Source organism: Methylobacterium sp. WL12 (assembly GCF_008039475.1).
In the GTDB taxonomy this organism is placed as follows: Bacteria; Pseudomonadota; Alphaproteobacteria; order Rhizobiales; family Beijerinckiaceae; genus Methylobacterium; species Methylobacterium cerastii.
On record NZ_VRUW01000019.1, the window covers coordinates 1 to 14,829 of the forward strand.

Genomic DNA, 14,829 nt, shown 5'->3' on the forward strand with positions numbered 1-14,829 from the left:
GCACAGGATCGTGCCGCGCCCCCGGTGACGCCACCGGGCGCTGCGCCCGGCACGCCGCCCGGCCAGCCTGGCGCCGTCGCGCCGAACGCGCGGCCCGGCGTTCCCGGCCGTCCGGTCCAGCCCCCAGGCGAACGTCCGGGTGAAGGCGGCGCACAGGATCGCGTGGCGCCGCCGGCGACGCCGCCGGGCGCTGCACCGGGCACGCCGCCCGGCCGCCCCGGCGATCCGGCCGTGGCGCCGAACGCCGCCCCGGGCGTGCCCGGTCGGCCGGTGCAACCGCCGGGCGCGGGCCAGTTCGCCCCCGGCCAAGGCAATCCGGGACAAGGCAATCCGGGGCAAGTGAATCCCGGGCAGGGCCTTCCCGGCCAGCCGAGCCCCGGCCAGCCGGGGCTTCGCGGCTCCGACACGCAGCCGGGCTACGACCCGCGCGGCGTCCCGACGGGACGCGTCGACGACCGCGGCGGCTTCAACCGGCCCGGGCGCCCCGGCTACATCTCCGGCGGCTTCAACACGGATGACGAGGAGGTGCGCGACTACGACCGCGTGCGCCGCGACCGCCGCGAGTTCAACGAGGACGGGCGGACCTACATCCGCGAGCCCGGCCGCATCATCGTGCGCGACCGCGACAACTACTTCATCCGCCACGACGAGAACGAGCGCTTCCGCGACATCGGCGGGCGCGGCTACCGCAGCGAGCGCCGAGGGCCGGAAACCTACACCTACCTCGATCGCCCCGGCGGCGAGCAGATCGTGACGGTGATCGACGACGACGGCCGTATGCTGCGCCGCTCCCGCCGCTTCCGCGACGGCCGGGAGGTCGTGCTGATCGACAACAGCTACGGCGGCGCCCCGCGCCCGATCTACGAGGACGTGGTCGACCTGCCGCCGCCCGACATCCGCATCCCGCGCGAGCGCTACGTGGTGGATTACGGCGCGTCCGACGAGCGCGCCGTCTACGAGGCCCTGTCGGCCCCGCCGGTGGTGGCGATCGACCGGCGCTACACCCTCGACCAGGTCCGCTACAGCCCGCAGCTGCGCGCCCGCATGCGCAGCGTCGACATCGACACGATCAACTTCGACACCGCGTCGTTCACGGTCACCCCCGACCAGGCGGCCCGGCTCTCCACCATCGCGGCGGCGATCAACCAGGCCATCCGCGCCAACCCGCAGGAGGTCTTCCTGATCGAGGGCTACACCGACGCGGTCGGCGCCGACGTCGACAACCTGTCGCTGTCGGACCGCCGGGCGCAATCGGTCGCCACGGTGCTGACGCAGAACTTCCAGGTGCCGCCGGAGAACCTGACGACGCAGGGCTACGGCGAGCAGTACCTGAAGGTGAACACGCAGAGCGCCTCCCGCGAAAACCGCCGCGTCACGGTCCGCCGCATCACCCCGCTGCTGCAGCAGGGCAACGCGGGCGCCGCGGCTCCGCCGCCGCGGTAGTGGCTCGCCCCGTCTGCCGGCGTTCGGATCGCGCGAAGCACGACGCAGCCCCCTCTCCCGTTCGGGAGAGGGTTGGGGTGAGGGATCAGGTCGAGCCGAAAAGGGGACGGTCCTGACCCTGGCCCTTGCCCGGATGAGCGACCGTAGTCCCACGATGTTCGACGGCTGCAGCCAACGCGCGGGTCCCCCTCGCCTCGCGGGCGGGGAGAGGCCCGGCTGCGCCCCGTCGTGCAGCCGGGGAGCGGAGGCGAAGCCGAAGCGAGGGTGAGCGGGAATCGACGAATGAGCCTCTTCCGTTCGCGCCCCCTCACCTTCGGCTGCCGCCTCGCTTCGCCGACGACGAGGTCGGCAAAGCCCTCTCCCCGCGCGCGGGGCGAGGGGATGCGCGCCCATCGATCCGCCATAGCTGGGATTCGTGAATGCGGTGGCGTCCGGCTGGATGGTGCTGGCGCGAGCGGTCAAGTCCGTCCGGGAAAGGCACGCCCCTCCCCTTGTCCCGCTCTCGATCGGGCAAGGTGATCGTAAAGCGTGATGTGCTCTTCGGACCCCTACGGGCAGCACCGTCGTCATCCCGGGGCCGCGCAGCGGAGCCCGGGCTCCAGAACCGCAGGACGAGCAGGACTTGGCACCGGCGGCGGTTCTGGATTCCGGGCTCGCCTCCGGCGCCCCGGAATGACGGCGTGGCACAATCTGTGATCGGCCTGCCCGAACGCGAAGGGGGAACCCGCGCGGCGTCCTGCCGGATGGCGAGTCCCGTCGCATGCTTCAGGGGAACGCGTCCTCTGCCTGTCACGACGAAGGTCGGTTTTCCGCGCCCCAGCGGTTGACGGTCGCCGCGTCCAGGCGTCAGGCCTGTGTCGCGAGGACGAGGCCGGGACCGGAAAACGCATGAGCGACGGCGTCGAGCTGATCCGATCGGGCACGCCGGCCTTCCGCCGCACGGCGCTCGCGCTGGCGGCAGCCGGCTTCTCCACCTTCGCCGTGCTCTACTGCGTGCAGCCGCTGCTGCCGGTCTACGCCGACGACTTCGGCGTCTCGCCGGCCGAGAGCAGCCTCGCCCTGTCGCTGCCCTGCGGCGTACTCGCGGTAGCGCTGCTGGTCGTCAGCCCGATCTCGGAGGTCCTGGGCCGCAAGCCGGTGATGCTGGCCTCGCTCTTCGCCTCGGCGATCCTGACGATCGTCGCCGCGATGGTGCCGGGCTGGCACGGGTTCCTGGCGCTCCGCGCGCTCACGGGGCTCGCCGCGAGCGGGCTGCCGGCGGTGGCGATGGCCTATCTTGGCGAGGAGATGGACGCGCGCTCGATCGGCCTGTCGATGGGGCTTTTGGTCGGCGGCAACGCGGTGGGCGGGATGTGCGGCCGGCTCATCGCCGGCATCATCGCCGACCACGCCACGTGGCGGCTCGGCGTCGGCACCATCGGCGTGCTGGCGCTGGCGGCCGCCTTCGCGTTCTGGTGGGCGCTGCCGCCGTCCCGCCGCTTCGTCGCCCACCGGATGCGCTGGCGCGAGGTGCCCGGCACCTTCGGCCAGCACTTCCGCGATCCCGGCCTGCCGTGGCTGTTCTCGGAAGCGTTCCTGCTGATGGGCGGCTTCGTGTGCGTCTACAACTACATCGGCTTCCGCCTGCTCGATCCGCCGTTCTCCCTGAGCCAGACCGCGATCGGCGCGATCTTCGTCGTCTACCTGTTCGGCACGCTGAGCTCGACGCTCACCGGCGAGGTCGCGAGCCGGCTCGGGCGACGCAAGGTGCTGTGGCTGGCGATCACGGTGGCGCTCGCCGGCATCCTGATGACCCTGTCCGAGAACCTGTGGCTGGTGGTGCTCGGCATCGTCGTCACCACCATCGGCTTCTTCGGCGCCCACTCGGTGGCGAGCAGCTGGATCGGCCGGCGCGCCCTGCGGGACCGCGCCCAGGCCTCGTCGGTCTACCTGTGCCTGTACTATCTCGGCTCGTCGGTGCTCGGCACGGCCGGCGGCTGGTTCTTCGCCCATTCCGGCTGGACCGGCGTGGTCGCGTTCGTCGGCGTCCTCTACGGTCTGGCGCTCGCCGTCGCGCTCCGGCTCTCGCGCCTCGCGCCGCTCGCGCCCGCCCCCTGAAGGAGGTCGCCATGACAGGCACCCAACGCCGCCACGAAGACCACGTCGCCGACCGGTTCGGCGCGCAGGCCGCGGCCTACGTCGCCAGCGCGGTCCACGCCGCGGGCGCCGACCTCGACCGCATGGCGCGGCGCCTGCACGGGTCGCGCCCGGCCCGCGCCCTCGACCTCGGCTGCGGCGGCGGCCACGTCGCCTTCGCGATCGCGCCGGAAGCCGGCTCGGTCACGGCCCTCGACCTCTCGCCCGACATGCTCGCCGCGGTGGCGGCGGAAGCCGCGCGGCGCGGGCTCTCCAACATCGCGACCGAGGCCGGATCGGCCGAAGCGCTGCCCTTCCCCGATGCGAGCTTCGATGCGGTCACGACCCGGTTCAGCGCGCATCACTGGCGCGACGTCCGCGCCGGACTCTCCGAGGCGCGGCGCGTCGCCAAACCCGGCGCGCCGACGCTGATCGCCGACGTCGTCGCCCCTGACGACGCGCTCCTCGACACCCACCTCCAGGCGGTGGAGCTGCTGCGCGACCCCTCGCACGTGCGCGACTATTCGGTGCCCGAATGGCTGGGGATGCTCACGGATGCCGGCTTCACCGTCGACAAGGTCACCCACGGCCGCCTGCGCATGGACTTTTCCACCTGGATCGCCCGGATGCGGACGCCCGAGCCGCACGTCGCGGCGATCCGCTCGCTCCAGGCCTCGGCCCCGGACGAGGTCGCCCGGCATTTCGGGATCGAACCGGACGGGAGCTTCTGGATCGACACGGTGCTGATCGAGGCGGCGGCGGTGTAGCGCCCTTCACCCCCAGAGTGCGGCCTCCGGCGGGTGGATCGTGCTGCCCTCGAACACCAGCCCCGGCTCGCGGTCGCGCGCCAACAGCAATGGGCCGTCGAGGTCCACGTATTCGGCGTGGTGGACGAGCAGCATCGCGGGTGCCATGGCGAGCGAGGTGCCGACCATGCAGCCGACCATCAGCGCGAGGCCGCGAGCGCGGGCCTCGTGGGCGAGCATCACGGCTTCGGTGAGCCCGCCGGTCTTGTCGAGCTTGATGTTGATCGCGTCGTAGCGCCCCGCGAGGCGGTCGAGGCCGGCGCGGTCGTGCAGGCTCTCGTCGGCGCAGATCGGGATCGGGCGATCGATCGTCGCGAGCAGCCCGTCGTCGTCGGCCGGCAGCGGCTGCTCGATCAGCGTCACACCGGCGGCGAGGCAGGCGGCGAGGTTGGCCTCCAGCGTCTCGGCCCGCCACGCCTCGTTGGCGTCGACGATCAGGCGGCTGTCCGGCGCGCCGCGTCGGACGGCGGCGATCCGCGCGGGGTCGCCCTCGCCGCCGAGCTTCACCTTGAGCAGCGGCCGGGCCGACGCCTTGCGCGCGGCCTCCTCCATGCTTTCGGGCGAGCCGAGGCTCAGCGTGTAGGCGGTGGTGGCCGGGGCCGGCGCCGTCAGGCCCAGAATCTCCCAGGCGGGGCGCCCCTGCGCCTTGGCCTCGAAATCCAGCAGCGCGCAGTCGAGGGCGTTGCGGGCGGCGCCCGGCTTCATCCGCTCCGTCATCTCGGACCGGGTGAGGCCGGCGGCGATCGCGTCGCCCTGGGCCTCGATCGCGGCGGCGACGCTCTCGACGCTCTCGCCGTAGCGCGGATAAGGCACGCACTCGCCCCAGCCGGCGACCCCGCGCTCCGCGTCGGCGATCCGCGCGGCGACGACCACGGCCTCCGTGCGGCTGCCGCGGCTGATCGTGAACGCGCCGGCGATCGGGAAGCGCTCGATGGCGACGGCGAGCCGCCTCACGGCGCGGTCTCCGGGAACTCGGCGATCAGCCGGTCCACGAGCCCGTCGACGCCGAAGCGCACCGGATCGGTGGCGGGCAGGCCGTACTCGGCGCCGAGCTTGTCCAGCAGCGAGCGGGCGGTGTCCTCCTCCAGCGCCTGGGTGTTCACGGCGATGCCGGTGGGGCGGATGCCGGGATTGGTCAGGCTGCCGAGCTGAATCGTCAGGTCGATCACCTGGCGGATCGAGGGCAGCGGGTGCTGCACGCCGCGCATCGTCGTGCGGCTCGGCTCGTGGCAGACCACGAAGGCGTCGGCCTGCGCCCCGTGCAGCAACCCGAGGCTGACGCCGGCGAAGGACGGGTGGTAGAGCGAGCCCTGGCCCTCGATCAGGTCCCAGTGCTTCGGGTCGGCCGCGGGTGCGATCCACTCGACCGCGCCGGAGATGAAGTCGGCCACAACCGCGTCGATGGCGACGCCCCGGCCGGAGATGAACACCCCGGTCTGGCCGGTGGCGCGAAAATCCGCGTCCATGCCGCGGGCGCGCATGCCTTTCTCCAGCGCCAGCACCGTGTACTTCTTGCCGACCGAGCAATCGGTCCCGACCGCGAGCAGGCGGCGGCCCGGGCGCTTGGTGCCCTTGCCGGTGGCGAAGGTCTCGTCGGTGTGGCGCACGTCGTGGAGCGCCCGGCCGCGGCGTGCGGCCGCCTCGGCGATGGCCGGCACCGCGCCGAGCCGCGCATGCAGGCCGCTGGCGACGTCGAACCCGGCCTCCAGGGCGGCGACGATCTCGGCGACCCAGTGCTCGGGCAGCACGCCGCCGGCGTTGGCGACGCCGATCACCATCGTGCGGCAGCCCTTGGCCAGCGCCTCGTCGAGGGTGAGGTCGGGGATGCCGAGGTCGGCCGCGCAGCCCGGCAGCCGGATCTGGCCGATGCACCATTCGGGGCGCCAGTCGACGATGCCGTAGGCGGTCTTGGCGGCGAGCCGATCGGGCACGTCGCCGAGGAACATCAGATAGGGCGTCTCGATCTGCATCGGCCGTCATCCCTTCGCGCGCGCTGCCGCGGGTCCGGCTTCCTATCGCGGGATCGCGCGCGCGGGGCAATGCACGATCACGGCCAAAGCCCCGTTCGCCGACGGCTTGCCCCCGCCTCGCCCTTGCGAAGGACGCCGTTGTGCGATGTGGTCCCGTGCGAAACGGATGTGGGGCCAGTGGGCATGATGAAAATGTACGGTAATTGGCGCTCGGCCGCCGCCTTCCGGGTGCGGATCGCGCTGAAGCTGAAGGGGCTCGCCTACGAGGAGACCTTCATCGACCTGGACGCGGGCGACCAGCACGCGCCGGAATTCCGCAAGATCAACCCGCAGGGCGCGGTGCCGGCCCTGTTCGACGGCGACGGGCCGCCGCTGACGCAGTCGCTCGCGATCCTCGACTACCTGGAGGAGACCAAGGGCGGCGTCCCCCTGCTGCCGGCCGATCCGCGCGAGCGGGCGCGGGCCCGTTCGTTGGCGCAGCTCGTCGCCTGCGACACCCATCCGCTCTACGTGCCGCGGGTGCGCAATTACCTGATGGAGGCCTACGACCTTCCGAAGGAGCGGATGATGGGCTTCGTCCGCCACGCCTTCGAGACCGGGCTGAAGACCCTCGAGACCCGGCTCTCGACGGAGGACGGCACCGGCCGGTTCAGCCAGGGCGACGCGGTGAGCCATGCCGACCTCTGCCTCGTCAGCCTTTGGGTCGGCACCGCGATCTTCGGGGTCGAGACCGCGCCCTACCCCACCGTGGCGCGCATCGCCGAGACCTGCCTGGCGCTGCCGGCCTTCGCCGAGGCCCATCCCAAGCGCCAGCCCGGCGCGCCGGCGGCCTGAGGCCGCCGCACGCTCGAGGCCGCTCTCGGGTGGAGGCCACTCTCGGGTTGAGGCCACTCTCGGGTTGAGGTCCCGCCAAAAATTTTTGATCGCCGCGGCCGGATTACGGCCATCCTCGCATGGTTTAGACCGGTTCCGAGATACCCTGCCCGGGCGGGCGGCACGGTCGGTGCCTGCGCACGGGGGCACCGGGGGCGATGAGGCGGCGCCGGCCGCACCGAGGAGCGACGAGACAGGCATGGTACCGGGCGAGAACGAACAGGGCCTCCACCGCATCGTCGTGGTCGGCGGCGGCGCGGCCGGCCTGCAGCTGGCGACGAAGCTCGGCGACAAGTTCGGGCGCAGCAAGGACGTCCACGTCACCCTCGTCGACTGCGCCCGCACCCACATCTGGAAGCCGCTGCTGCACGAGGTCGCCGCCGGCAGCCTCGACGTCGGCCACCACGCGGTCGACTACCTGCACCACGCGCACCAGCACCATTTCCGCTACCGCATCGGCGAGATGACCGGGCTCGACCGGACCGCGCGCACGATCCAGCTCGCGGCGAGCCACGACGCGGAAGGCCGCGAGATCACGCCGGTTCGCGCGGTCGGCTACGACACGCTGGTCATGGCGGTGGGCTCGACCACCAACGATTTCGGCACGCCTGGCGTGAAGGACCACGCCATCGCGCTGGACACCCAGGATCAGGCGGTGCGCTTCCACCAGCGGCTCGTGAACGGAATGCTGCGGGCCCACACCCAGGTCGGTCCGGTGCGGCCGGGCCAGCTCCACGTCACGGTGATCGGCGCCGGCGCCACCGGCACCGAGCTCGCGGCCGAGTTGCACCGCACCGTCCGCGACGTGGTCTCCACCGGCATGGACCGGATCGATCCGGCCAAGGACCTGAAGATCACCCTGGTCGAGGCGGCCGACCGCATCCTGCCGGCGGTGCCGCCGCGGCTCTCGTCCGAGGTGATGGCGCTGCTCGCCAAGATCGGCGTCGAGGTCCGCGTCCAGGCCCGCGTCACCGAGGTGCGCGCCGACGGCGTTGCGCTGGCCGACGGCTCGTTCATCCCGTCCGAGCTCGTGGTCTGGGCGGCCGGCGTGAAGGCGCCGCCGTTCCTGCAGGGCATCGGCGGCCTGGAGACCACCCGCACCAACCAGCTCGTGGTGACGCCGACGCTGCAGACCACCCACGACCCCGACATCTTCGCGATCGGCGACTGCGCCTACCTCGTCGAGGCCGGCTCCGACCGCCCGGTGCCGCCCCGCGCCCAGGCGGCGCACCAGCAGGCGTCGCACCTGATCAAGCAGATCCCGGCTCGCATCGCCGGGAAGCCGCTGAAGCCGTTCAGGTACCGCGACTTCGGCTCGCTGGTCTCGCTCGGCGAATACTCGACGGTGGGCAGCCTGATGGGCTTCATCCGCGGCAAGAACATGCTCATCGCCGGGCTGTTCGCGCGGATGATGTACCGCTCGCTCTACAAGATGCACGAGCAGGCGCTCCACGGCACGATGAAGACGGCGCTCGACGCCGCCGCCCGCGCGCTCACCCGCCGCACCGAGGCGCGGGTGAAGCTGCACTGAGGGGGCAATCACGCCACTTCATAGGGCACCCCGAACGGATCGTGCGAAGCGCCACGCGGCCCCCTCTCCCGTTCGGGAGAGGGCTGGGGTGAGGGGTGCGTCCTCTCCGGACAATCCTCGCCCCTCACCCTGGCCCTCTCCCGAACGCGAGAGGGGACCCGCGCTTCACCTGCACCACGGGTGGATGTGACGACCTGTGCGGGAGAGAGGTCGGCGCACCAGGACCGCCCCCCCGTTGCCAGCCCCGGCATTCGGTGGTTCCGTGCCGCCGCCGCGCGCGTTCAGACGTGCCGCCAGGGAGAGTTCGTCAGCCATGATCCTCGTCAGCGTGATGTATCCGGCCGGTCCCCGGTTCGACATGGACTACTATCTCGGCCACCACATGCCGCTGGTGCGCGAGCGCTGGTCGCCGATGGGCCTGCATGAGGCCAAGGTCGTGCGCGGCGTCGGTACGCCGGACGGCAAGCCGGCCCCGTTCCAGGTGATGGCGCTGCTGACCTGGGACTCCGCCGACGCCTTCGCCAAGGCCGCCGCCCAGCACGGCCCCGAGATCTTCGGCGACATCCCGAAGTTCACCGACGCCGAGGCCGCGGTGCAGATCAACGAGCTGCCGGAGGCATCCGCGTGATCGACATCGTCCAGGCGGTCCAGGCCGCCGATCCGAGCCTCGGCACCAGGGTCATCGTGCTGCGCTCGGATTCCCGGGCGCTGGCGAGCCCGGAGGCGCTGGTGCCCGAGGCCGAGGCCTGGCTCGCCGAGAACGCGCCAGGCGCCCGGCTGCTGCGCAAGTCGATCCTGCTCGCCCCCTATCCCGGCGGCATGCCGGCCGAGCGCACGGTGACGGTGATGGCGTTCGCGGAGGCCCAGCACCTGGCCGCCTTCGCCACCGCCTGGACGGCCGACCCGGAGCCGGAGGACGACGAGGCCGCGCCGGAGGGCTGAAGGCCCGGGAGCGCCCCGCCCTCCCGCCATGAGGGCCACCGTACTCACACGATTCGGGACGGCCGCGGATCACTCGCGGGCTCCCCTCGCCCCGCGCGCGGGGAGAGGCCCGGCTGCACCTCGTCGTACAGCCGGGGAGCGCAGGCGAAGCCGAAGCGACGGTGAGGGGGCGCGAGCGGAGGAGGCTCCTCCGGCTCGGCCCCCTCACCCTCGGCTGCCGCCTCGCTTCGGCGACGACGAGGTCGCCGAAGCCCTCTCCCCGCAGGCGGGGCGAGGGGATGCGCACACAGCGAACCGCCGGCAGGGATACCGGAATTCAGTCATTTCGCATCGGACGGATGACACTTCCCCTCACGCCGCCTTAAGCTTGCCCTCACGCCGCCTTGAGCTTGTGGATCGTGCCGAGCACCTCGGCGCGCTGGACCTCGAGGCGGTGGATGAGCGGGCGTAGGTCCGCGTCGCCGTGGGCGGCGGATTCGATCTCGCGGCAGAGGCGCGAGAGGCGGGTGAAGCCGAGCATGCCGGCGGCCGAGACCAGGGCGTGCGCGTCGTGGGCGACCTGGACCCGGTCGGCCTCGGAGCGGAAGCGGTCGCGCAGCTCAGCCCCCATCAGGTCGAGGAGCGCCGCCACTCGCTCGGCCCCGAACCCGTCCTTCAGGGCGCCGAACACCGCTCCGTCGAGCACGGTGTTGGAGCCGTCCGTCGCGGCGGAGGCCGGCGCCGGGCGGGCCTCGCGCTGCGGGCCGGTCCAGCGCGCGATGGTGGCGTAGAGGTCGGCGCGGCGGAACGGCTTGCCGACGTGGTCGTCCATGCCGGCCGCGTGCAGGTCGTCGATCTGCTTCGGGAGCACGTTGGCGGTCATCGCGACGATCGGAATCTCGCAGGCCGGCGGCGGCAGCGCGCGGATGTGGCGGGTCGCGGTGAGGCCGTCCATCACCGGCATCTGCACGTCCATCAGGACGAGGTCGTAGCCCCGCCCCCGCGTCAGCGCCGCCTCGACGGCGGCCACCGCCGCCGCGCCGTCCTCGACCACGTCGACGACGTAACCCTGCGCCTCGAGCACCGCGCAGGCGAGCTCCTGGTTGAGCGGAACGTCCTCGGCCAGGAGCAGGCGCACGGGGCCCCCGGCCCTATCCGCGGCGGCCACCGCGGACGGCACCGCCGCGGGGACGGTCTCCTCGCCCGGCGGCAGCGTCAGGGTGAACCAGAAGGTCGAGCCGGCGCCCTCGCGGCTCACCACGCCGATCTCGCCGCCCATCAGCGACAGCAGGTGGCGGCAGATGACGAGGCCGAGGCCGGTGCCGCCGAAGCGGCGGCTGATCGAGCCGTCGACCTGGCTGAAGCGTTTGAACAGCCGGTCCTGCTGCGCCGGGTCGATGCCGATGCCGGTATCGGTGACCTCGAAGCGCAGGTCGTAGCCGCGCGCGCCCGTGCCCTCGCGCGAGACCGCGAGGGTCACCGAGCCGTGGGGCGTAAACTTCACGGCGTTGTTCAGGAGGTTCAGCAGCACCTGGCGCAGGCGGCTCGCGTCGCCGTGGACGAAGGCGGGCAGGTCCGGGTCGATCCGGGTCTCGATCCGCAGGTCGCTCTTCCGGGCGCCGCCCCGGACGATCGAGACGGTGTTGTCGATCACCGAGACCAGCGGGAACGAGACCGGGTCGAGGGTGAGCTGCCCGGCCTCGATCTTGGAAAAGTCGAGGATGTCGTTGACGACGGTCAGGAGCGCGGCGCCCGAGCCCTGGATCAGCTCCAGCCGGTGCCGGTCCTCCGGCCGCAGATGGGTCTCGTCGAGGAGCATGTCGGCGTAGCCGAGGATGCCGTTCAGCGGCGTCCTGATCTCGTGGCTCATCGCCGCGAGGAAGTCGCTCTTGGCCTCGCTCGCCCGCTCGGCCTCGGCGCGCGCCGCCTGCGCCTCGGCGGTGATCGCGCGCAGCGCCGCCTCCGCGGACTTCCGCTCCGTGACGTCGATGTGGAGGCCGACCATGTGGCTGGGCCTGCCGTCCGGACCGAACAGCGGCCGGCCGCGGGCGTAGACCCAGCGCGGCCCGACCCGGAACTCGGCGGTGTAGGTCGAGCGGGTCTCGATCGCGTGGCGAATCGCGTCCCAGACCTCGCCGACCTGCTCGGGGTCGACCAGGGCGGTCCACGCGGCCGTGGTGACGGCGCGCGGATCGCCGTCCTCGGGCAGCCCGTGGATGCGCAGGCTCTCGGGCGAGAGCCGGCACATGCCCGTCTGCATGTCCCAATCCCAGGTTCCGGCGTCGGCCGCCTCCAGCGCGATGCGGAGGAGGCCGCGGGCGTCCTGCTCGGCCATCCGCGCGGCGACGATCTCGTCGATGTCCAGCGCCGTGCCGAGCCATTCGATCACGGTGCCGTCGTCCATCAAGGGGACCGGCGTCATCGACATCTTGTGCCAACGGTAGGCGCCGTCGGCGCGGCGCAGGCGCCACTCGCCGGCATAGGTGGTCTCGCCCGCCTGGGCTGCCCGCCACGCCGCCGCCATGGCCGGGGCGTCGTCGGGATGGTTGCAGCCCACGCGCGCGGCGCGGCCCGAGCCGATCGGCCCGTAATAGGCGTGGAACTGGGGGTTGGCGTAGGTGATCTCGCCGTCGCCCGGGCGCATCGTCCAGACCAGCAGCGGCAGGGTGTCGGCAAGCCCGCGATAGCGGCTCTCGCTGCGGTGGACGTCGGCCTCGGCCCGGCGCCGGTCGGTGACGTCGATCATGACGCCGAACAGGGCGGTGGTCGCGCCGGACGCGTCGGTCTCGCAGGTGCCGCGCACCAGGACGTCGCGCTCGGTGCCGTCCGGTCGCAGGATGCGGGCATCGAAGTCGAAGTTCTGAGCCCCCGCGATCGCGCCGCCCACGGCGGCCACCAGACGCTCCCGGTCGTCCGGGTGGTAGACCTCGGCAAAGGACGAGAGGTGCGGCGGAGGGTTGGCGGGGTCGCGGCCGGCGATCTCGTAGAGGCCGACCGACCAGACCGGCTGGCCGTCTGCCAGGGCGACGCGCCAGTTGCCGACGTGGGCGAGCTGCTCGGCCATGGTCAGCAGGTGGTTGGCGCTGGCGAGCGAGGCGGAGCGCGCCGCGATCTCGTCGGCCTGACGCTCCAACTGCGTCTCGTGCGCGCTCCGCAGGACCATCTCGCGCCCGAGCGCCGTGTTCGCCTCCGACAGGCGCAGGTGCGCGACCACGATCTCGGCGAGCCCCTGCAGCGCCGCGGCGTCCTCGTCCGAGAAGTCACGCAGCCGCGAATCGACGAGGCACAGGGTGCCGACGCGGATGCCGGGGGCGAGGATGAGCGGCGTGCCGGCGTAGAACCGGATGCTGCCCTCCCGGCCGTCCACGAGCGGGCTGCCCCGATAGCGTGGGTCGCGCCGCGCGTCCGGCACGACGTGCACCGCGTCCGACTGGATGGTGGCGTTGCAGAAGCTCTCCTGCCGGGGCATCTCGCCGGGGACCACCACGCACGGCGTCTTCAGCCATTGCCGGTCGGCGTCGATGAAGCCGACGAAGGCGGTCTCGACGTCGAACAGGCGGCGGGCGGTACGGCACACCGCCTCGAAATGGGCCTCCTGCGGCGTGTCGAGGATGCCGAGGGCGTGCAGGACCGCGACGCGCTCGGCTTCGCGCCCCGCGTCCGCCACGTCCCCAAGCCCCTCTGTGCTGCTCACGATCGCGCGCCCCCTGCCGGCATCCCCTCGGGGCGCCGGCCCATGACCTCATCCGGTTCGCGCGCCCCCGCGGCGGCCCAGCGCCGGCGCGCCGCCTCCAGCGCCCACACCATGCCGAGCATCATGTAGACGTGTCGCCACTTCTCGATATCGATCTGCAGCGCCTGAAGGAAGAACATCAGCAGGGCCGGCCAGATCACCTGCGCGTGGGCGCGGAACGGCGAGGCCCGCGCCAGCAGCCGGAACCCGACGAAGCCCGTGGCCGCCACGATCGCCAGGAACACGGCGCCGCCGAGCCAGCCGCCGTTGGCGAAGCTGCCGATGTAGGAGTTGTGCGGCTCCAGCCCGAAGGTCAGGCGCCAGTGCATCGGCCCCATCCCGAGCGGGCGCTCCAGCAGCATCTCCATCCCGCGCAGCTGGTTGCCGAAGCGGCCGGTCTCGCCCTCGTCGTAGTCCTGGCTCACCGCCGCGCGGGTGGCGAACATCTTCTGGACGCTGTCGACCGAGAGCAAGGCCGCCATCGCGACGGCGCCGAGCGCCAGGGTCGCCAGGCTGAGGAGCACGATGCGGCGGCGCAGGCGCGCGGAGCCGCAGGAGGCGTAGACCGAGCCGATCATCAGGAGCGCGGCGACGACGGTACCGCCCCAGGAGCCGCGCGAGAACGACAGGAAGATCCCGACGAGGATGATCAGCAGGCCGGCGAGCGAAAGCACCGGGCGGCGGCTCGTCGCGGTGATGAGCCCGTGCATCAGGTAGAGGGCGCCCAGCGTCAGGAACGAGCCGAACACGTTCGGGTCCTGGAAGGTGCCCGAGGCGCGGTCGTACTTGTAGAACAGGTCCTCGATCCCGAGCCATTGCAGGTAGCCGACGATGCCGAGCACCGCCGAGAACACGCAGCTCGCGGTGTAGGCCTTCAGCGCCAGCTCGACCCGTGCCCGGGTGTCGTCGGAAAAGAACATCACGAAGAACACGCACGTCACCGAGAGGTAGACGAGCTGGATCGTCCAGGTGACCGGAAACTCCTCGTCGAGGAAGGGCAGCAGCCCGACGACGATGGCGCCGAGATAGAGCAGCAGCAGCAGGACCAGCGGGACCGCGCCGCGATGCAGGCGGATGCCGAGGCAGGCCCAGAGCAGGATCGTCGGGATCGCGATGACGTCGTAGGGCGAGGTCTCGGAGAAGGCGAAGCAGGCGAAGAACACGAAGGCCGCGAACAGCGCGCGGGCGAAACCATGGATCACCCGGATCAGCGGGACCCGGTCCGCATACGGCAGGACGAAGCCCGGAACGGCGGTGCTGGCCATGGCTCACGCGGACTCCGCGGGCCTGGAACGCGGGCCCGCACGACGTTCGGCCCTTCATGATCCGGAAAGGTTGAGATTCGGCTGACAAGCCCTCGCTGCCATTCGATGCCGCGATACCGGCCCGCGGGCCGCATCGTCGCCGTGCGGAGACTTGCGCCGCGACTCCGGCCGT

At 72.3% G+C, this 14,829-nt stretch carries 11 protein-coding genes; 7 read left to right on the plus strand and 4 right to left on the minus strand.

All coding sequences use genetic code 11. The annotated features are described in order from the left end of the window. The 3 genes from FV226_RS09850 to FV226_RS09860 all read left to right on the plus strand — a co-directional run. A partial coding sequence (locus FV226_RS09850; protein ID WP_246691542.1) for an OmpA family protein occupies positions 1-1,443 on the plus strand: 1,443 nt, incomplete at its 5' end. An 888-nt stretch (positions 1,444-2,331) separates the two neighbouring features. Next, entirely contained in the window at positions 2,332-3,540 is a 1,209-nt protein-coding gene (locus tag FV226_RS09855; RefSeq protein ID WP_147762760.1) for an MFS transporter, read from the plus strand. 11 nt (positions 3,541-3,551) lie between these two features. Next, a complete protein-coding gene (locus FV226_RS09860) occupies positions 3,552-4,325 on the plus strand; it encodes a methyltransferase domain-containing protein (protein ID WP_147762761.1) in 774 nt (257 codons plus the stop codon). Positions 4,326-4,331: 6 nt separating this feature from the next. Here FV226_RS09860 and dgcA read toward each other — a convergent pair whose 3' ends face one another. After that, the gene (gene dgcA / locus FV226_RS09865; protein ID WP_147762762.1) at positions 4,332-5,318 is read right to left on the minus strand and encodes an N-acetyl-D-Glu racemase DgcA; all 987 of its coding nucleotides are present in this window, start codon (positions 5,316-5,318) and stop codon (positions 4,332-4,334) included. Next, positions 5,315-6,334 carry an N-acetyltransferase DgcN gene (dgcN, locus tag FV226_RS09870; RefSeq protein ID WP_147762763.1) on the minus strand — a complete coding sequence of 340 codons (1,020 nt, stop codon included), beginning with the start codon at positions 6,332-6,334 and terminating at the stop codon, positions 5,315-5,317. Before dgcN ends, dgcA begins: the two co-directional genes overlap by 4 nt. 186 nt (positions 6,335-6,520) lie before the next feature. On the opposite strand from dgcN, the gene maiA reads away from it, so the two are divergent. From maiA to FV226_RS09890, 4 genes are all read left to right on the plus strand, one after another. Continuing rightward, entirely contained in the window at positions 6,521-7,168 is a 648-nt protein-coding gene (gene maiA / locus FV226_RS09875) for a maleylacetoacetate isomerase (RefSeq protein WP_147752812.1), read from the plus strand. Positions 7,169-7,406: 238 nt separating this feature from the next. Beyond that, entirely contained in the window at positions 7,407-8,738 is a 1,332-nt protein-coding gene (locus tag FV226_RS09880) for an NAD(P)/FAD-dependent oxidoreductase (protein WP_147762764.1), read from the plus strand. Positions 8,739-9,051: 313 nt separating this feature from the next. Next, positions 9,052-9,366 carry an EthD family reductase gene (locus FV226_RS09885; protein ID WP_147762765.1) on the plus strand — a complete coding sequence of 105 codons (315 nt, stop codon included), beginning with the start codon at positions 9,052-9,054 and terminating at the stop codon, positions 9,364-9,366. Then, entirely contained in the window at positions 9,363-9,680 is a 318-nt protein-coding gene (locus tag FV226_RS09890) for a hypothetical protein (RefSeq protein ID WP_147752803.1), read from the plus strand. The genes FV226_RS09885 and FV226_RS09890 overlap by 4 nt, the downstream gene beginning before the upstream one ends. 373 nt (positions 9,681-10,053) lie before the next feature. Here the strand turns inward: FV226_RS09890 and FV226_RS09895 are convergent, their stop codons facing one another. Further along, on the minus strand, positions 10,054-13,353 hold the full coding sequence (locus tag FV226_RS09895) for a PAS domain-containing protein (RefSeq protein WP_238270252.1): 3,300 nt from the start codon (positions 13,351-13,353) through the stop codon (positions 10,054-10,056). Then, complete coding sequence (locus FV226_RS09900; RefSeq protein ID WP_147752802.1) at positions 13,350-14,657, minus strand: O-antigen ligase family protein; 1,308 nt, start codon at positions 14,655-14,657, stop codon at positions 13,350-13,352. The genes FV226_RS09895 and FV226_RS09900 overlap by 4 nt, the downstream gene beginning before the upstream one ends. Positions 14,658-14,829 lie beyond the last annotated feature (172 nt).